This is a genomic window from Acinetobacter sp. ANC 4779 (assembly GCF_004331055.1).
Taxonomy (GTDB): domain Bacteria; phylum Pseudomonadota; class Gammaproteobacteria; order Pseudomonadales; family Moraxellaceae; genus Acinetobacter.
This window is the reverse complement of the sequence record NZ_SJNU01000007.1, coordinates 1-17823: the sequence shown is the minus strand read 5'-3', so window position 1 is coordinate 17823 and position 17823 is coordinate 1. Positions and strand designations below refer to the sequence as shown.

At 40.9% G+C, this 17823-nt stretch carries 17 protein-coding genes and 3 pseudogenes; 11 read left to right on the top strand and 9 right to left on the bottom strand.

Annotation, left to right across the window (positions count from 1 at the left end; all coding sequences use genetic code 11):
- Positions 1 to 6 precede the first annotated feature (6 nt).
- The 7 genes from E0H80_RS09345 to E0H80_RS09315 are packed head-to-tail and all read left to right on the top strand — an operon-like array spanning position 7 to position 7505.
- The gene (locus E0H80_RS09345; RefSeq protein WP_131365188.1) at positions 7 to 990 is read left to right on the top strand and encodes an acyl-CoA desaturase; all 984 of its coding nucleotides are present in this window, start codon (positions 7 to 9) and stop codon (positions 988 to 990) included.
- Positions 990 to 2276 carry an NAD(P)/FAD-dependent oxidoreductase gene (locus E0H80_RS09340; RefSeq protein WP_131365186.1) on the top strand — a complete coding sequence of 429 codons (1287 nt, stop codon included), beginning with the start codon at positions 990 to 992 and terminating at the stop codon, positions 2274 to 2276. The genes E0H80_RS09345 and E0H80_RS09340 overlap by 1 nt, the downstream gene beginning before the upstream one ends.
- Positions 2277 to 2285: 9 nt before the next feature.
- Positions 2286 to 3080 carry a DUF1365 domain-containing protein gene (locus E0H80_RS09335; protein ID WP_131365184.1) on the top strand — a complete coding sequence of 265 codons (795 nt, stop codon included), beginning with the start codon at positions 2286 to 2288 and terminating at the stop codon, positions 3078 to 3080.
- Positions 3077 to 4273, top strand: a complete 1197-nt coding sequence (locus tag E0H80_RS09330) for an SAM-dependent methyltransferase (RefSeq protein WP_131365182.1) — start codon at positions 3077 to 3079, stop codon at positions 4271 to 4273. The genes E0H80_RS09335 and E0H80_RS09330 overlap by 4 nt, the downstream gene beginning before the upstream one ends.
- A 26-nt stretch (positions 4274 to 4299) precedes the next feature.
- Positions 4300 to 5079, top strand: coding sequence for a DUF1295 domain-containing protein (locus E0H80_RS09325; protein ID WP_131365180.1), 780 nt, complete (start codon positions 4300 to 4302; stop codon positions 5077 to 5079).
- Positions 5080 to 5087: 8 nt separating this feature from the next.
- The gene (locus tag E0H80_RS09320; protein WP_131365178.1) at positions 5088 to 6137 is read left to right on the top strand and encodes an SAM-dependent methyltransferase; all 1050 of its coding nucleotides are present in this window, start codon (positions 5088 to 5090) and stop codon (positions 6135 to 6137) included.
- A 45-nt stretch (positions 6138 to 6182) separates the two neighbouring features.
- Positions 6183 to 7505: a sensor histidine kinase gene (locus E0H80_RS09315; RefSeq protein ID WP_131365175.1), complete on the top strand. Its 1323-nt coding sequence runs from the start codon at positions 6183 to 6185 to the stop codon at positions 7503 to 7505.
- Positions 7506 to 7510: 5 nt separating this feature from the next.
- Here E0H80_RS09315 and E0H80_RS09310 read toward each other — a convergent pair whose 3' ends face one another.
- The 5 genes and pseudogenes from E0H80_RS09310 to E0H80_RS17070 form a co-directional block, all read right to left on the bottom strand.
- On the bottom strand, positions 7511 to 8197 hold the full coding sequence (locus tag E0H80_RS09310) for a response regulator transcription factor (protein ID WP_067870025.1): 687 nt from the start codon (positions 8195 to 8197) through the stop codon (positions 7511 to 7513).
- 17 nt (positions 8198 to 8214) lie between these two features.
- The gene (locus E0H80_RS09305; RefSeq protein ID WP_131365173.1) at positions 8215 to 8715 is read right to left on the bottom strand and encodes a chalcone isomerase family protein; all 501 of its coding nucleotides are present in this window, start codon (positions 8713 to 8715) and stop codon (positions 8215 to 8217) included.
- On the bottom strand, positions 8685 to 9263 hold the full coding sequence (locus tag E0H80_RS09300; protein ID WP_067870031.1) for a nuclear transport factor 2 family protein: 579 nt from the start codon (positions 9261 to 9263) through the stop codon (positions 8685 to 8687). Before E0H80_RS09300 ends, E0H80_RS09305 begins: the two co-directional genes overlap by 31 nt.
- A gap of 772 nt (positions 9264 to 10035) precedes the next feature.
- A complete protein-coding gene (locus E0H80_RS09295) occupies positions 10036 to 11025 on the bottom strand; it encodes a phosphatase PAP2 family protein (RefSeq protein ID WP_131365170.1) in 990 nt (329 codons plus the stop codon).
- 87 nt (positions 11026 to 11112) lie between these two features.
- A pseudogene (locus E0H80_RS17070) lies at positions 11113 to 11282 on the bottom strand (hypothetical protein); the annotation flags it as partial.
- Positions 11283 to 11653: 371 nt separating this feature from the next.
- Between E0H80_RS17070 and E0H80_RS09290 the strand changes: the two are divergent.
- Positions 11654 to 13327: a phosphoethanolamine transferase gene (locus tag E0H80_RS09290; protein ID WP_131365167.1), complete on the top strand. Its 1674-nt coding sequence runs from the start codon at positions 11654 to 11656 to the stop codon at positions 13325 to 13327.
- 102 nt (positions 13328 to 13429) lie between these two features.
- On the opposite strand, the gene E0H80_RS17015 is transcribed toward E0H80_RS09290, so the two are convergent.
- From E0H80_RS17015 to E0H80_RS09275, 4 genes are all read right to left on the bottom strand, one after another.
- Positions 13430 to 13561: a hypothetical protein gene (locus tag E0H80_RS17015; protein ID WP_265937227.1), complete on the bottom strand. Its 132-nt coding sequence runs from the start codon at positions 13559 to 13561 to the stop codon at positions 13430 to 13432.
- Positions 13562 to 13831: 270 nt separating this feature from the next.
- Complete coding sequence (locus tag E0H80_RS09285; RefSeq protein WP_131365165.1) at positions 13832 to 14530, bottom strand: nitroreductase; 699 nt, start codon at positions 14528 to 14530, stop codon at positions 13832 to 13834.
- Between the two features lie 95 nt (positions 14531 to 14625).
- Positions 14626 to 15123 (bottom strand): MarR family winged helix-turn-helix transcriptional regulator, encoded by a 498-nt coding sequence (locus E0H80_RS09280; protein WP_131365162.1) that lies wholly within the window; start codon positions 15121 to 15123, stop codon positions 14626 to 14628.
- Between the two features lie 326 nt (positions 15124 to 15449).
- The gene (locus tag E0H80_RS09275) at positions 15450 to 15800 is read right to left on the bottom strand and encodes an enoyl-CoA hydratase/isomerase family protein (protein WP_131365160.1); all 351 of its coding nucleotides are present in this window, start codon (positions 15798 to 15800) and stop codon (positions 15450 to 15452) included.
- Positions 15801 to 16092: 292 nt separating this feature from the next.
- Here E0H80_RS09275 and E0H80_RS09270 point away from each other — a divergent pair, with 292 nt between their 5' ends.
- The 3 genes and pseudogenes from E0H80_RS09270 to E0H80_RS09260 all read left to right on the top strand — a co-directional run.
- Positions 16093 to 17448 carry an MFS transporter gene (locus tag E0H80_RS09270; RefSeq protein ID WP_131365158.1) on the top strand — a complete coding sequence of 452 codons (1356 nt, stop codon included), beginning with the start codon at positions 16093 to 16095 and terminating at the stop codon, positions 17446 to 17448.
- Between the two features lie 68 nt (positions 17449 to 17516).
- Positions 17517 to 17648 (top strand): annotated as a pseudogene (locus E0H80_RS09265) (electron transfer flavoprotein subunit beta/FixA family protein); the annotation flags it as partial.
- Positions 17649 to 17665: 17 nt separating this feature from the next.
- Positions 17666 to 17823: pseudogene (locus E0H80_RS09260) on the top strand (electron transfer flavoprotein subunit alpha/FixB family protein); the annotation flags it as partial.

The following is a 17823-nucleotide window of genomic DNA, read 5'->3' as shown; positions in this document are numbered from 1 at the left end:
AAGTCCATGTTGAAAAGTCTGATGCGATGGGTTGATAGTTGGTCCATGCCTGCACAGGCAGAAACGATTACGGCTGAAAATACTCAAATCCAGTGGCTTCGCATCTTGCCCTTTATTCTGTTGCACCTCGCTTGCCTTGCGGCGTTTTGGGTCGGGGTATCCTGGTTTGCAATTGCTTTTATGCTGGTCTTTTACCTGATTCGCATGTTTTCAATTACTGCATTTTTTCATCGCTACTTGTCGCATAAGACCTTTCAGACTTCACGTGTTATGCAATTTATTTTTGTATTACTTGGCACCATGAGTGCGCAGCGTGGACCGCTGTGGTGGGCAGCACATCACCGTTACCATCACCGTTATACCGACACCCTGCAAGACCCACATTCATCCACACATGGGTTTTGGTACAGCCATGTAGGCTGGTTTCTGAATGAATATAACTTTGCTCCACGTAAAGAAGTGATTAAAGATTGGCTCAAATACCCTGAACTGATCTGGCTGGACCGTTTTAGTCTGATTGTGGTGCTGCTGACTGCGAGTGGCATTTATGCGCTGGGAGAGTGGCTGGCCCTGAGCTATCCTCAACTGGGCACGTCGGGTTTACAACTGCTGGTATGGGGATTTGTGATCTCCACGGTTTTATTGACCCATGCCACCTTATGTATTAATTCACTGGCACATCACTCTGGCAGTCGTGACTTTGATACAGACGATCAAAGCCGCAATAATTTATTTTTGTCGATCATTACCTTAGGTGAAGGTTGGCACAATAATCATCACTATTATGCCGGCAGTACCCGCCAAGGGTTTTACTGGTGGCAAATTGATGTGACCTATTATATTTTAAAAATCATGTCTTGGTTCGGACTGGTCTGGGGTTTGAAACCGATTCCAGCACGCGTGTATGAGTTCAGCAAAATTGCGCAAGCCAGAAAACTGAAAAAAGCTGCAAAGAAAGGCGCTCAAAATATTCAATCTGGGGAATCATGATGAAAATTGCCATTATTGGCTCAGGTATTTCCGGGCTGTATGCCGCGTGGAAACTGGGCAAAGTACATGAAGTGACCGTATTTGAAAAGAACAATTATTTTGGTGGGCATACCGATACCCATCAGCTCAATATAGAAGGGGAACAAGTTGCGGTAGACAGTGGTTTTATTGTCTTTAATCAACATAACTATCCATTGTTTTGTGCCATGCTGAAAGAGCTCGGCATAGCCTCACAAAGCAGTGACATGGGCTTTTCCGTCAACAATCAGGTCACAGGGCTGCAATACAATCCTTCGAAAAAATCCTCTTTATTGCGTCGACCACAAAACTTCTTGAAATCTGATTTTCGCGCGATGCTGTCCGATCTGTTCAGGTTCTATGCAGCCAATAAAGATCTGAATGTTGAAGATATCGACGCAGGGCTCAGTATTGATGAGTATTTAAATCAACATGCTTATTCGCAGGCCTTTCGTCAGGAGCATCTATACCCGATGTGCGGCGCGCTGTGGTCTTGTCCGGTCGAGCAGGCAGGGCAGATTCCGTATAAATTTGTGGTGAGTTTTTTTCAGCATCACCGCATGCTGCAACTCAAAGACCGGCCATTATGGCAAACCGTGAAAGGCGGTTCTGCACGCTATGTTCGTGCGATTCAGGCGCAGGGACAGAACATTCACTTCCGAAAGGTCGGTGTTGAACAGGTATCACGTACCGCAAATGATGTCTTGATTGAAACCCAGCAAGGCACGGAACGCTTTGACTGGGTGGTATTTGCCAGCCATGCCGATGACAACCTGAAGTTACTTAAGGATCCTTCCGAACGGGAACGGGAGGTATTAGGTAATTTTCGTTATCAGGCCAACCGTATGGTGGTGCACTCGGATATCAGTATTATGCCGAAATCCATGCATCAGTGGGCGAGCTGGCATGTCCACGTCACCCCGAGTCGGGCATCCGAGCAAACGCCGTTCCAGAACAATGGTGTTCACTATGGCTTTAGTTACTGGATGAACAAGCTGCAAAACCTCAACTGCAACACTCAAATCTTGGCCACCCTCAATCCAAATTTTGCCATTGATCCTAAAAAGATATGGGTAGAACGACATTACCGTCATCCGGTATTTGATGCTAAAGCCATTGATGCACAAAGACGCTGGGCTGAGGTGAATGGTCAAAATCGTACTTTCTACTGTGGCGCTTACTGGGGTTGGGGCTTTCATGAAGATGGGGTTCGCAGTGCCTCATGGGTCGTGGATCAGTTGCTAACCCAGACTGGGCAGGCCGCTTAGGAGAGTCATATGCGCATGTATCCATTGGCTGTTGCATCTGCACAGATTCGTCATCGCCGTTATTTGCCCAAATCGCATACATTTAGCGCACAACTCACTTACTTATGCTTTGATCCCGATCAAATTGAAACTTTTAGCCAAAAATCATGGCTCTGGTCTTCTCGCCGCTGGAATTTTCTGACGCTGGATGAGCGTGATTTTCTGAACATGGAATATGGCTCGATTCGGCAGAAAGTTTCCCGACTGCTGATCAAACAAGAAAACTATCGATTAACCCATACCGATGCCATCAGGGTATTGGCTTTACCGCGCACACTCGGTTTTCGTTTTAATTCGGTGGTGTTTTACCTGGTCTTTGATGCGACCGAGCAACCCTTGTTCGTGCTCAGTGAAATTACCAATACGCCGTGGAATGAACGTAAAGTCTATATCCATGATTGCAGAAAAAATGCAGTTGAACATGCACCGTATCAGTCGCATCAGTTCGACTTTCAAAAAGCCTTTCATGTGTCACCGTTTATGCCAATGGCATTGGATTACCGCTGGCGCTTCAGCTTTTCCGATCAGCAGAATGTGATCCATATGCAGTTGTTTGAACACAATGTGCTGCAATTTGATGCCACCATGAATTTTAGCCTGCAGAGCATCACAAATCCTTCACAGCAGCATCGTTATGCTGTCTTTAAGGTCTTCGAACCCTTCAAGATGGTCATGGGGATCTACCTAAACGCCTTTCGTTTATGGAAGAAAAAAATTCCGTTTTACCCGAATCCTAAAAAAGACAAAGGAAATACATTGCTATGAAAACATTGTTAATGGGAGAACTCAGCACATTACCTGTGGTACTGCGCCATTTACTGAAATTGCAGCATGGTCAGCTGATCTTCAAAGGGGTCTGGAACGGAATTGTTGGGGAAAACAGTGACTTGCATGCAGTGATTCAGGTACACGACACACGTCTCATGGATTTACTGTTCAAAAATGGGGTTCTGGGTGCAGCGGAAGGCTTTATTCTGGGTTACTGGAGCAGTGAGGATCTGGTCAAGGTGATTCAAATTTTGGCCCGCAACCGTGATGTGCTGGACCGGATGAATCAGAATGCTGTGGTTAAGGCCAGCCAGTTCTTTTTAAAGACTTGGTATAAATCACGTAAAAACTCGATTGATGGCAGCCGTAAAAATATTGCCGAGCATTATGACCTGAGCAATGAATTTTTTAAGCTGTTTCTTGATTCCAGCATGATGTATTCAAGTGCTGTGTTTAAAGAGCCAAGCATGAGCCTGGAACAAGCCTCGGATTATAAAAAAGAGCTGATTTGCCAGAAACTGCAGCTTAAGCCGATGGATCATCTGGTTGAAATCGGCAGTGGCTGGGGTGGTTTTGCCATTTATGCCGCCCAGCATTATGGCTGTAAAGTCACCACCATTACCATATCCAAGGCCCAGTATGAAGAGGCTGTGGAACGAGTGAGAGCAGCGGGACTGTCGCATCGGGTCGATGTGCAGCTGAAAGATTATCGCTTGCTGGAAGGTAAATACGACAAACTGGTCTCGATTGAAATGATTGAAGCCGTGGGCGAACAGTATTTACCGACCTATTTTAATAAATGCCGTCAGCTGTTGAAGCCAAATGGTTTGGCACTGATTCAGGCCATCACTATTGAAGATGCACGTTATGAAAAAGCCCTGAATACCATCGATTATATTAAGCGTTATATTTTCCCGGGAAGCTTTATTCCGTGTATGAGTGTCATGACTCAGGTGGCGTCAGCACAAAAACTGCGTCTAAAGCAGCTTGACGATATTGGGCAAAGCTATGCAGAAACCCTGAACTGTTGGCGTCAGCGTTTTCTGGCACAGCGCGATCAAGTATTGCAACTTGGCTTCGATGAAAAGTTTATGCGCATGTGGGATTTTTACCTGTGTTATTGCGAAGGTGGCTTTAGAGAAGGTGTCATCAGTGATGTACACCTGCTGTTTGAAGCCAGTGCTTACTGAGTAGCAATACAAGAGGGGAGACTGAGATGTTGCTTCATTTATTTTTAGTCAATATTTTTATTATGTTCTGCAGCTGGATACTGGTCACCTATAACAAGCGTGCGGGACTGGTCGACATTAGCTGGAGCTTTAGTATTGCCCTGAATGTGATTGTAGCGGCTTGGGTAGTAGAAGATGCCCCTGTGCTGGTACGCATGTTTCTTGGACTCGCCAGTGGGATTTGGTTTTTAAGATTGAGCTGGCATCTGCTGCGTCGTTATGCCAATGAAACCAAAGAAGATACCCGTTATGCCAATATGCGCCGAGCGATGGGAGATTATCAACATTTGGGGTTTTTGGCATTTTTCATCTTTCAGGCAGGGTTAGTGCTGCTGTTTTCCTATCCAATGCTGGAACTGCTGAGTATTCCAGCACAGCAGTGGAATGGATGGACAGTCACTGCCGTTATTCTGGCTGCAGTGATTATGCTGGTAGCACTGATCGGTGAGACTGTTGCTGATCAGCAGTTATATCGCTTTAAGCTTAATCCAGATAATCAAGGCAAAACGATGGATCAAGGCTTATGGAACTATTCACGCCATCCCAATTATTTTTTTGAATGGCTGCACTGGTTTGCCTATCCGCTATTAGGCTTGGCGGCAGGCGTGTATGGACTTTGGATTTATCCGATTTTGATGTGGCTGTTTCTGTACTACATCACCGGTATCCCATTTAGCGAAAAACAAGCCCTGGCACATCGTGGCGACAATTACAAAGATTATCAAAGACGAACTTCAATGTTTATTCCGTGGCAACCTAAAGAGTAGCTAAACACATGGATTTTATGATTAAAAACACCCTAAAAATGATTGAAAGTGGCAAAGTGCCAGATCAGGCGATTCGTGCAGCAATCCGTCATTTAAGTAAAAAACGTTTGGCACAAGAAGGGCGGTTTGATCCCGCTCTGGCGGCACAGCGCTATATGGAGGTGTTGCAGATGCTTCAACACAGTGACATTGCGATTGAAACGGACAAAGCCAATGAGCAGCACTACGAGCTACCGACCGAATTCTTTCAGGCAGTTCTCGGTCAGCGGTTAAAATATAGCGCAAGCTTATTCAACACTCATAAAACCACGCTTGATCAAGCTGAAGAATTGGCGCTGGCAAGCTATTGTGAGCGGGCTCAATTACAAGATGGGCAGGATATTCTTGAAATTGGTTGTGGCTGGGGCTCCTTGAGTCTGTGGATGGCAGAGCACTATCCAAACGCAAAGATTACTGTGGTGTCTAACTCGGCCACACAACGCGCATACATTCAGGAACAGGCACGGTTAAAACACTTTGATAATCTGAGTGTGATCACCTGTGATGTGAATGTACTTGAATTGGCTGCTGAATCTTTTGACCGTGTGGTTTCTGTTGAAATGTTCGAGCATGTGCGTAACTATCAGAAGCTGTTTGAGAAAATTAGCACCTGGCTCAAGCCCGATGGCTTACTCTGGTGTCATATTTTCTGTCATCGTTTCCTGCATTATCCATTCGAAGTCAAAAATGAGTTTGACTGGATGTCGAAGTATTTCTTCAGTGGCGGGTTAATGCCGGCGGCATCGACATTCTTGCATTTTCAGGATCATTTACAAGTGATCCAGCATTGGCAATGGCCGGGCACCGCTTATGAGCGTACCGCAAATGCATGGCTTGAAAATATGGACCGTAGCGCAACTATACTGAAACCTGTATTTGAAAAAACCTATGGCAAAGATGCGGCTGCCTGGTGGCAACGTTGGCGCATTTTCTTTATGGCGTGTGCTGAATTATTTGGCCATGAAAAAGGCCAAGAGTGGGTAATTGGACATTTCTTGTTTAACAAGAAAGTCCTATGATACTTTCATCGCGTTTAAATTAAAGATCAAGTAAGAGATGAGTTTATGTTTAAGCTGTTTCGAGACAAACGTGCTCATCCCTTAGGTGAGGTATTTAATCGTTATTATTGGTTGCAAATCGGCCTAATTGCCATGTCAGTGGTCATTGGCATTGGTTGTAGTGCCTGGGTGATCAAGGGCACTTTACTGAAAACTGCGCTCGAACAGGAAATGTCACATTATTGGGAGCGTTTGGAGCGAAATCCCAATGCAGACCTGCCGGATACCAAGAACCTGTATGGCTATCGCTGGAACACTGAAGTACCGGCTAAATTGCAAAATATGCAACTGCACCAAGGCGTCAGCCGCCATTTTATAGATGGCAAAGAACGTATGACGGTCTATGGTGAGCGCAATGGACAGCATGTATTTCTGGTTTTTGGTGAGAGTAATGTCAATAAACTGATCTGGCTGTTTGGACTTGCCCCCTTAATGGTGAGTCTATTTGTCTTATATAGCCTGTTGTGGTGGTGGAACCGTCGTGCGCGGCGCTATTTTTCTCCCATTACCCGTCTGGCCAATGCGCTGGAAAATATTGACTGGGAACATCAAAGCAAAGAAGCTTCGCCATTTCAGGACATTAGCACCGATTCTAATATGGAAGCAGAGTATCTTAAACAGGCGTTGGAAAAATATCATCAGGTATTGAGTGAGTTTATTAACCGTGAACGTGAGTTTACCGGTGATGTCAGCCATGAGCTCAGAACGCCATTAACCATCTTAAAAGGCAATGTACAGCTGTGTCAGACCCGTTATGGTGACAATAAATCCTTTACTCGCTTGCAAAACACCATCGAAGACATGCAGCTTTTGGTCGATACTTTATTGGCGATCGCACGTAACACCACCAATACCTTAACCGCTGAAAATACCATGTTGTCGGATTTGCTGGATGAACTGGTGCAAGATTTAAATCCTGTCAGCCATGCCAAAGGGATACAGATTGATTTGCAAAAAGACCTGGATGAGCAAACCCGTAAAATCTATCCATCCATGACCAAAATGGTATTTAGTAATATTTTACGTAATGCGTTGAACTATTCTCAAGGTTCAGAAATTGATGTGGTTTTACAAAAAAATAAGGTCCTCATTGCGGACAATGGTATCGGGATTCATTTACCCAACGATGCCAAAGTGCAAGAGCTCTCAAATCGTCAGTTACAACTGCAGGTGAAGGGGCATGGTATTGGCCTGCAATTGGTGCAAAAGCTCTGTATGCAATTGGGCTGGCGTGTGGAGTTATTTGACCGTCAGTACTATATCAGCACACATCAAGATGTGAATTTAAGTTCGACCACAGGTTTAATTGTGGTCGTCTATTTGAACTAGGTCGACTAAGGCTCTAATGAAACTTTGAGGCCGACCCCCGAAACTGTATGAATGAGTTTTTGTGCAAACGGTTTGTCGACTGTTTTGCGCAAGTTATAAATATGACTGCGCAGCGCATCACTTTCAGGTTCTTCATCGCCCCAAAGCTCCATCATGATTTCCTGTTTGGTCATGACCTTCGGGGAATTGCGCATGAGAAGTTTGAGTAATTTAAACTGAATGGGCGGCAGTTCAATGGTCTGACCGGAACGGCTTAAATGCTGACGGGCAGGATCTAAAACTAAATCATGAATTTTGATCTGACTATTTGATACTTCGCCAAGTGAACGTTTAATCAAGGCCTGAACGCGCATCACCAATTCATTAAAGTCAAAAGGCTTGACCAGATAATCATCTGTGCCTGATTTAAAGCCTTTGAGTTTATCATCCAAAGTATCGCGTGCAGTCAGCATCAGGACGGGAATGTCCATACCTTGCTGGTTACGTAGCCACTCGCACAGCTCGTAACCCGAGCCATCTGGCAGATTAATGTCCAGAAGTAGTACATGATAAGGACGCTGCTTAAGTAAATGACGCGCAGCATCTAAATTCCGGGCATGATCGACCACGAAGTCATGCTCTTCCAGGAACTCGCACAAGGTAGAGGCAAGTTCATAGTGATCTTCAACCATGAGAACAAAATGTTTAGACATAACCTTGGGTTCTGAAATTAATTTAACAGTTGTTGCTTCAATTTAGCACTAAATGGGACTTTACCGAGCCAAATATTAAAATATTGCTGGGCTTGAGCATCTTGAATCTGTCCAAGCACTCGCTGATTCAGGGAAAGGACCAATGTTTTGCTGGAATGCACATAATTGAGACGATAAAAATCACCTTTTTTGACTGGGTGATATAACGCAGTTACCTGGTGCAAAGCCGAGCTTTCAGTGTAGCCATTGATGTTCTTTTTTAGAAAATGTGTTGCAGCACGTTTAAAAGCCCATTCCGGAATATTGTGACTATAGGCAAAATCCATTTGCATGCTTTGGCCTTGCCATGTTTGGGCACAGTTTTCCGCATAATAGTTGGCTGTGCCGACCTGCTTTTGTCCGACCAGTAATTCGCCTGTACTACATTTCAGCAGTTTATTGGCAGATGCCGGTGGACTGATAGCACAGGCCATTAATACGCTAAAACTTAAGGTGATTTTTTGAATGGCAGTACCCATGAATAGACACCTCCCACATAAGGTAATGCACGATACAGGCCATTTGCCGGATCCCAGAAATCTTGCTGGAAGATAATCTTATTGCTGTCATCAACTTTTATTTCACTAATGCCATAAGAGGCCATAGAACGTGTGCTACCAAACATTTTAAAATCATAGGCCATATGCCAATGCACATAGGCAGAATCATTATAGTAAGAGGTATTTAATAGTTTCACGGTGACATTGCTAACACGTTTATTCATACCTTTGAAGTGCTCAACCAAGTCACTACGCGATGAAAATTGTGACAAAGTATCATTAATATACAGCTGGTCTGCATATAAGGAACTGGCTTTTTCTACAAATTCGGGTGTACCCAGAGTGTTAAAGGTTGAAGTAAATCGAGTCCCAATCTCTAATGCTTGAGCATTATCGAGTTTTACCCCTTGAATACTGTTGCGAGCCTGACTGTAATCTGAGGAATAGCTGGGAATACTTTTGCAGCCTGATATATACAGCAATGGCAGCGTAAGGGCGGCTGCTATAATTTTTTTAGCATGTTTCATGATTCTGTCCATTTTAAATCTTATTTTGCTACTTTAGACAGGGTGTCGTGAACAGAATGTGAAGATGAAACGCTGTTGATAGAAAATAAATGCAGTAAACATGGTTGGATCTCAGTCCTTAATTACAACATGATAGCGATGAGAAAATAGGGACTAAATCTTCAGGCTATTTTTCTTTGATGAGCTGTTTTGTACTCCACACCCGATCAACTGGAAAAATATGAAACTCTACTGATAAAAATGGCTGTAATACAATAATATCTCCATCATTCAGGCTAGTTTTCGTCTTGAGAGCAATCCTATCATCATGGATTTTTTCTTCTCATGAGCAATAGAAAAAGGAAATAGAAAAAAATGGCTATTTCCTCTGTTTCAAAAAGCTATTTCATGCAAAGTTTTAGATTTTGTCCTTGAGCTAATAATGTGACTTATTGCAGTAACCTTTTTACCTTCGCTAAAAGACCTCTACAAAATCGAGGGCTATTCAGTGCCTGATTTTTTTCTCTATGCTTTGCTTGATATTATCGCTAGAATTGAGATGAATAACACTGTAACTATTTTTAAAAATATCCGCCTATATTTTATATAACTAATTAATTTTATGGATAAAATAATTTAACAATATAAGGGTTTAACAGCCCCTAAACTTATAAATATCTAGCCAGCGTTTATATAAAATTTCTTTTTCGCAGTGAAACAAGCTTATTCCCACACAAAAATAATATTCATATCTGCAGCAGTAAATGAATTAAGTCGGTCTTAAAATTTGATTTCACTTTAATAAGAACGGAAATTGATAGATTTTTGCATATATCAGCGCGGCGATTAGGACGAAAATAACACTCAACCACACCATATAAATCTGCAGAGCTGACCAACGGATTCGCCATGAAATCTTTCCATGGGCAGTTAACCTTTCTGTCAGACTAATCGCTACAATGAGCCATAATGTTCCTACTAGAAAGCCCCCCAGCACATCACTTAGATAATGCTCATTCAATACAATTCTGCTTAATCCCAACAGTCCAGCAAAGAAGAGGGTAGTCAAAAATATACGAACTTGCCGGATAAAGTTTTGGCTAAAACGAATAGCCAGGTAAGCCATAAACCCATATAAGGCAATGGCAATAGTGGCATGGCCACTAGGGAAGGAGTATGAGGACTCAAACAGTAAAACATCTTCTGGTCGCACGCGATGAAATAATAGTTTACTTATTTGGGTAAATATAGAACTTCCTAGAGTGGATACAAGCAACCCAATTAATATATAGGGTTGGCGAATGACCCAGCATAGGGCAGCGACTAAAATCACCACCAAACAAGAAATTGCTGTAGAACCAAAACTGGTGATCAGAATAAAAAAATTCACCACCCCGGGTTCACGCCGCAGATTCATCTGCTGTGAAACAAAATGATCAATTGTCACGATTGAATCTGAAGTAACTACATCTTCAACCAGTCCGCTAAACAAAGCTAAAATATAGCCGATGACTAAAATTAAAAGTGTGAAAGATAAACCATAAAAATTTTGTTGTTGAAATCTTCTCGACAAAAAATAAAAAAGACCTGGATAAGTATTTTTTAATCGAATGAACAGTTTATTTTTCAAAAAAAACGCTTTAAGTCTCATCCCATATTGCATAAATCCAGCAAACGTTTGTCTGCCATAATGAGTAATTAAATACTGCAGAACCCATAAAAGAATAACTACTAATAAAGTTATGATACTTAAGAGGAATAATTGTTGATTCGAGGGAGTCATGCGTAAATTATTATCCTTTTGGAGCAATTTTTTGTGAGTTTCATTACTTAAGACAGCAATAATGCTAATGCCTAATACGATCTATATCTAAGCTTCTCTTACACCAGATTTATGACTAAAATGAATACATAATAAAATAGCAATCAATATGAACCTGAAGCGGTGAAGCGGCTTAAGTCCAGACCACCCGAAGCGATCGGTTTATCCAGAAAATCACCCACCACTGCACCTAATGGACGAGTTAAAACAAATGCACTTCAGAATAATAATGAATAATGCTTAGTTCTTGTTGATTCATCCGCCTGACTCCTTCAAGGTCTTTTCTGATAATTTAAAACAAATTCATTAATCTAACCTTAAGATTAAATAATGGTTTTTATCCTTATAGCTCGAAGTAAATAAAGTAGCTATTTACTTAATTCACTTATCAAGCCTCCCCCAAAATCCTAAAATTTTAGTCCTATAAACTTACTCAAAAAGAGCAAGTCCTTATTGCTTAATTTACCTAAATAATTGATTTTATTTTTAAATTATAGATAACTATTATATTGTCTAACTTAATTTTAAAGTTTAGTATCTAGAATATAATTTTAATAATTAATAATTAATAATTAATAATTGGTTAGTGATGCCTACTTCGTTTTTAAAACTCAAAAAATTACAAAAAACCATTACTCTCATGCAGTTTAATTTGATTCTGGCGATTTGGTTGGGTCTGGTTTTAAATTTTGGTTTTTTTGAAAAAATTAATCAACTTACGCCCTATCAAGGCATAAAATCGATGTTATTTTTGGGGGCAACAGTAATTGTCATAGTTGCAACCTATAACCTGCTATTACAATTAATCAGTTGGAAATGGAGTGCTAAATTTTTTGCAAGTCTATTTGTTATTATTGGTGGATTGAGTGCCTATTTTGTGAATAGTTTGGGCGTCATCATTACCCCCGATCAAATACAAAATTTACTGCAAACAGATGTACGGGAAGCCAAGGATTTATGGTCTATACGTCTAATCATTTGGACACTCATTTTTGTTATTTCCCCCCTGGCTGTTATGGCCACATTAAAAATTGAGAAAGAGTCCCTACAGAAACAAATATTAAAAAAAGCTGTTATGAGTTCAGTTTCTATCCTATTCATAGTGACTTTATTATTTTGCTTTTACGTTGATTATGCAGCGATATTCCGTGAACATCGTGATCTAAAAAGCATGATCTCGCCCCAAAATACAATCGCCTCTACGCTGTCTTATTATAAGAAAAAAAGTCCTAAAGAAAAATTACCTCTTGTTTCCTATGGTGAAGATGCTCATGTAGTACAACCCGCCCAACCATCTAAGCAGCCTAAATTGATGGTTTTAGTGGTAGGGGAAACAGCCCGGGCTGAAAGTTTTTCATTGAATGGCTATGCAAAAAATACTAATCCAGAATTATCAAAACTAAATATTATCAACTTTAGTCAAGTAAGTTCTTGCGGTACTGCAACGGCAGTATCCCTTCCGTGTATGTTTTCAGGAATGATACGTAAAGACTATGATGAAAAATTAGCCAACCATCGTGAAGGTTTACTGGATATTGCACAACGTGCAGGCTATAAAGTCACATGGATTGATAACAATTCTGGCTGTAAAGGTACGTGTGATCGAGTTGAACAATATCAAATCCCCCAGGCATTAAAACAAAAATGGTGCGATGCCAGCGGTGAATGTCTGGACGAAATTTTAGTGGATAGTCTGCGAGACTATTTAAAAAACCTGCAAAAAAATGATACCGCATCTCATTTAATTGTTTTGCACCAAATGGGTAGCCATGGGCCGGCATACTTCAAACGTTCCAAAGCCCCTTATCAACCGTTTCAACCTATGTGTAATAGCAATGCCATTCAGGGATGCAGCACCACTGAATTACACAATAGTTATGACAACTCGATTGTTTATACAGACCATGTATTGAGTCAAATTATTCAGACCTTAAAACAGAATACTGACTACCAAACTGGCTTCTGGTATTTATCTGATCATGGTGAATCGACTGGAGAACATGGTTTATATTTACATGGTGCACCTTATTCTATGGCACCGACTCAACAAACCCATATTCCTATGCTGATGTGGTTTTCAGAGACATGGCAGTTAAAGAATGCAGAACAAGTCGCCTGTTTAAATACTCAATCAAAGCAAATCTTGAGTCATGACAATCTTTTTCCGAGTTTATTAAGTCTACTGGATATTAAAACTCAAGTAATTGAATCGAAAAATGATATGTTAAAAGATTGTAGTCACGCTCTAAAGAATAAAGTCTGAACCGTGAGTTGAATAGCTATTAAGTTTATAGACACCTAAAAAGGTGTCTATAACTGAGGAAAAATCATGAATAAAAGTATAAATTCTGGGAGATTTATAAATTTATTGATCTAATTCTTTCTCAGTTAGCTGAAAACCAAGTAACTCTGAATGTGCATTAGAAAGATTCAAATCCTGTAATAAAGCCGCTTCTAAAGGAAACTTTGAGGTTTTAGGCTCAAATCGGCTAGTCATGAGAATTTCTATAGAGATTTAAAACAATATAGAAATTAAATCATCTAGAACCTTAAAACAGTGAACTTGTAGCAGCAAGAATGATTGGCTTACTCAATTAGTCATTAGCACTAATTGGATAGATCAAAATAGAAGAAATAACGCCTCTTAAAATGCAATGACATCACCCCAGCAGATATTTATCTCCTTGAGCGGGCGGCCGAAGCTGCCTTGTCTATATCTTTAAAGCTGAAATAAAAGGCACGTTCTGTGCCTTTCAACTCTTTAGCCTTAATCATAAAAAATAGCAAACTCTTCGACAGTAACACGTGGTGTATGTAATTGATTAACCACTTGAGTTGGGTCTGCATAACCCAGTGCAATAGCGCAAACTAATTCTTCATTTTCAGGAATTCCAAGCACATTGGCAACAGTTTGATGAAATGGGTTCCATGCTGCTTGTGGACAGCTATCAATTCCACGTGCCTTGGCCGCTATCATGACATTTTGGATCATCATCGCAATATCCATTTTTGAGCCAGTTTCTAAGCTGGTGCTTAAAGTAAAAAATATTCCTACGGGCGCATCAAATAACTGATAATTACGTAAATGCTGCTGCTGCATCTTCTGCTGTTCACCTTTTTTAATATTCAGCAAACCGTAGAGTCCCCACCCATTCTCACGGCGACGTTCAATAAATGGTGATGTCCATTGTTCAGGATAATATTTAAAAGTTTCTTGATGAAGAAGTGCAATTTCCGGCTTCTCAAAAATCTTACTTTGCGCTGCACAGACCTGCTCAATCAGTTCATCACGTTTTTCCCCCATCACCACATAAACTTTCCAAGGTTGAATATTGTTGCCGGACGGTGCACGGCAGGCGACGTTTAAAATATCTTTGATAGTCTGTGTATCAAGTGGGGTGTTTTTAAAAGCACGTACAGAATGCCTTGAGGTAATGGCTTGATCAACCAATGTATGTTGCTGCATTCGAAACTCCTTTTAATATTGATATTGTGATCTTATTTAAATTCCCAAATTTTCTTAGTTCAGCACATGATTAATAACTAGAAATAAAAATCGTCCTACTTGGTGTCATCATCAGCTTGAGCAATTTGTATTTGTTTGAGGCCCGTATTTAACTTGTTGAGCAAGTGAATTAAACTCGCTAAATCATCAAATGCAAATCCAGACATTGCTTGACGGTAGAACTGAAAGAATTGTTCTTGTAACTCGAGCCAACTTTGTTGTCCTAGAGGAGTGAGAGCTACATTTTTAGCCCGCTTATCTTGATGAGAGGTGATACGCTCTACACTCCCTTCACGCTCTAAACGTTTTAAGACATTGTCTAAACTTTGCCGACTAATACCTAAATATTCTGTTAGGTCAGAAAATGACATACCGGCTTCGGTTAATTGGGGGCGTGATAGGGCACCCAGTACTGCCCAATGGACGGGTGAAATACCCAGTTCATTTAGACATTGGCGATCAAGACTATTACCTACCTGAAATAATCGAAAAAAAAGCCGATTATGAATCATATATAAAGATTGATCATAAATTTCTGTATTTGAGCTTGGCATAATTATGGAGCACATTTTGGTATGAAAATTCTGCAAATAGTATATCGACTGTAGTAGTAAAATGAACAAGCCAAAATTGATTTCGTTTAGCAAACCCTGATTTGCTGTAGTTGGTCATTAATATCGTGCTCTGTTTCAACTTAGCACGGAGTGAAATTAGCTGTTCGTTTTTCTAGGAAAGACTTTATACCCTCAGTAGCATCTGCTAGTTTGACTAGATTGCACAAATAATTCGGCTTCTAATGCTAGCCCGGCTTGTATATTTAAATCTGTTGCAGCCTGAATCGCTTGTTGAGTTGATCTTGGAAATTGCGGTGCAAGTGAATCTAAATATGTTTTGCCAATGCAAGTTCCATACCTCCCCCGAGTGCCATAGCATTGATACATGTCAGGGTTAGAAATTTCAACTTATATATTTGCTGAAATAACGTCTGCCCAATCTGTATTTTATTTAGGTGTTTTTCAGGACTTTTATTCCGTAATTCGGTGATGTCTGCGCCAGCGCAAAAGGCTTGATCCGCTCCAGTAAAAATGGCTGCCCGAAGATTTAAAAGCGAAATTTCGGCCACAATTGCTTGAAGCTTTTCAATCATATGTAAATTCAGCGCATTCCTTGCTTCAGGGCAATCTAAAATAATTATGGCAATATTATCTTCGTAGCGAATTTTCGCACTCATTACCCTTATCCCTGGTAAATGATTACATTAAATGAAAGCATAGATCCAAAGCTATTTATGTCAATAGGTATTTATATATTTAATTTTAAAATGGATCATATTAGGATTTTTTAATATATTTATGTAATGGTATTGACATAAAAAAATTCATTCACTAATCTGAACTGGCTGTTTATTCAACAAGTTCGGGTTTTGATTTCTGTAAGAAATAGCCAGAATGGAATTGGATGCGTATGGCTGACAAAGTACTAAAAACACTAATGGAATAAAATAATAATCAAGGAGTTAATTGATGTTTCAAGTCGATATGCAGAGTTTAGCGAGTGGATCTAAATTTAACGGGTTTCATGCCAAAGTTCTAATGTGGTGCATGCTGATTATCGTTCTCGATGGATATGATATTTCTGTTGCAGGCGCAGCTTTACCTTCTATTATGGAGCAAATGAATGTAAGTGCTTCAACTGCTGGATTTATGGCGAGTTCAGCTTTATTTGGAATGATGATTGGCGCTATTTTTTTTGGGGGACTAGCAGATAAAATTGGTCGACGCTTAACTATTGCCATTTGTGTATTTTTATTCAGCGCGTTTACTGCGCTTGCAGGTTTAACCGATGATCCTGTGACATTCAGTATCGTGCGTTTTATTGCGGGATTAGGCATTGGTGGGGTTATGCCGAATGTGGTTGCGCAAATGACGGAATACTCCCCTAAGAAAGTGCGTAATGTCATGACCTCATTAATGTTTTCGGGTTATGCCGTAGGCGGAATTTTAGCGGCAGTTTTAGGCAAACAGTTTATTGTGCAATATGGATGGCAGGTAGTGTTCTATGCTGCCGGTCTACCGATAGTTTTGTTGCCTTTTATCTTAAAATCTATGCCTGAATCTGTGGTTTATTTGGTGAAGAAAAATAAACAAGCAGAACTGCGTAAGATTGCAGAACAAATGGCACCGCAAGCACAATTCCCTGCGGATGCAGTTTTTGTAAATGGTTCATCAAATAGTAATTTAAAACCGACGATAGGGCTGTTATTTAGTGACGGACGTGCTTTCAGTACTTTAATGTTTTGGGTGGCATTTTTTACCTGCCTGTTTATGGTTTATGCGCTGAGCACTTGGCTCACCAAGTTAATGGCAATGTCAGGCTATTCATTGGGTTCAGCACTTACCTTTGTGATCGCTTTGAATGTGGGCGCAATTGTTGGCGCAGTCGGTGGCGGCTGGTTAGCAGACCGTTTCCCAATTAAATGGGTACTGGTGATTATGTATGCCTTAGGCAGTGTCTTCCTGTATTTAATGACCTTGCCTATGCCAATCACGATGCTGTATTTCATTATTGCTGTCGTGGGTGCTTGTTCAACAGGTGCACAAATTGTTGCCTATTCTTATTGTGGACAATTTTATCCAAGTATTATTCGTTCCACAGGCATTGGTATGGCCTCTGGAGTGGGACGCTTGGGAGCAATCGGCGCACCATTATTAATTGGTTTGATTGTGTCGTTAAATTTACCCATTCAGCAAAACTTCTTTGTCATTGCTTTGGCAGGTTTAATTGGCGCGGTAGCTTTATCTCTGATTAATCATAGACGTGCAGATATGGAGCAAGTACAGAGTGAAACCAATTTTAATTTAAAAGTTGAGGAAGCATAAAATGAGAGCGGTGGTTGCTGTAAAACGTGTGGTTGATGCCAACGTTAAAGTTCGCGTTAAACCGGACATATGGCGTTTCAGCGACCACCAAACTTAAAACAGTGAAGGTTGAACCACCCGCAGAGCGTAAAGCTGGCGTACAAGTGAAATCTGTGGACGAGCTTGTGGCAAAACTTAAAAACGAAGCGAAAGTGATCTAATACAGAAGGATAATATCATGAGTATTTTAGTTATCGCTGAGCACGACAATAAAGCACTAAACGGTGCAACTTTAAACGTTGTTGCTGCAGCTCAAAAAATCGGTGGTGATATCACTGTATTGGTTGCGGGTTCGGGCGCTCAGGCCGTTGCTGACCAAGCGGCTCAAGTGGCTGG

Excerpts from the sequence above, each read along its gene's own strand:
- E0H80_RS09275 (WP_131365160.1), bottom strand. The coding sequence starts at position 15,800 with ATGAGTGCGAAAATTCGCTACGAAGATAATATTGCCATAATTATTTTA.
- E0H80_RS09300 (WP_067870031.1), bottom strand. The coding sequence starts at position 9,263 with ATGAAACATGCTAAAAAAATTATAGCAGCCGCCCTTACGCTGCCATTG.
- E0H80_RS09345 (WP_131365188.1), top strand. The coding sequence starts at position 7 with ATGTTGAAAAGTCTGATGCGATGGGTTGATAGTTGGTCCATGCCTGCA.
- E0H80_RS17015 (WP_265937227.1), bottom strand. The coding sequence starts at position 13,561 with ATGACTAGCCGATTTGAGCCTAAAACCTCAAAGTTTCCTTTAGAAGCG.
- E0H80_RS09270 (WP_131365158.1), top strand. The coding sequence starts at position 16,093 with ATGTTTCAAGTCGATATGCAGAGTTTAGCGAGTGGATCTAAATTTAAC.
- E0H80_RS09325 (WP_131365180.1), top strand. The coding sequence starts at position 4,300 with ATGTTGCTTCATTTATTTTTAGTCAATATTTTTATTATGTTCTGCAGC.
- E0H80_RS09285 (WP_131365165.1), bottom strand. The coding sequence starts at position 14,530 with ATGCAGCAACATACATTGGTTGATCAAGCCATTACCTCAAGGCATTCT.
- E0H80_RS09280 (WP_131365162.1), bottom strand. The coding sequence starts at position 15,123 with ATGCCAAGCTCAAATACAGAAATTTATGATCAATCTTTATATATGATT.
- E0H80_RS09320 (WP_131365178.1), top strand. The coding sequence starts at position 5,088 with ATGGATTTTATGATTAAAAACACCCTAAAAATGATTGAAAGTGGCAAA.
- E0H80_RS09295 (WP_131365170.1), bottom strand. The coding sequence starts at position 11,025 with ATGACTCCCTCGAATCAACAATTATTCCTCTTAAGTATCATAACTTTA.
- E0H80_RS09305 (WP_131365173.1), bottom strand. The coding sequence starts at position 8,715 with ATGGGTACTGCCATTCAAAAAATCACCTTAAGTTTTAGCGTATTAATG.
- E0H80_RS09335 (WP_131365184.1), top strand. The coding sequence starts at position 2,286 with ATGCGCATGTATCCATTGGCTGTTGCATCTGCACAGATTCGTCATCGC.
- E0H80_RS09330 (WP_131365182.1), top strand. The coding sequence starts at position 3,077 with ATGAAAACATTGTTAATGGGAGAACTCAGCACATTACCTGTGGTACTG.
- E0H80_RS09315 (WP_131365175.1), top strand. The coding sequence starts at position 6,183 with ATGTTTAAGCTGTTTCGAGACAAACGTGCTCATCCCTTAGGTGAGGTA.
- E0H80_RS09310 (WP_067870025.1), bottom strand. The coding sequence starts at position 8,197 with ATGTCTAAACATTTTGTTCTCATGGTTGAAGATCACTATGAACTTGCC.
- E0H80_RS09340 (WP_131365186.1), top strand. The coding sequence starts at position 990 with ATGAAAATTGCCATTATTGGCTCAGGTATTTCCGGGCTGTATGCCGCG.
- E0H80_RS09290 (WP_131365167.1), top strand. The coding sequence starts at position 11,654 with ATGCCTACTTCGTTTTTAAAACTCAAAAAATTACAAAAAACCATTACT.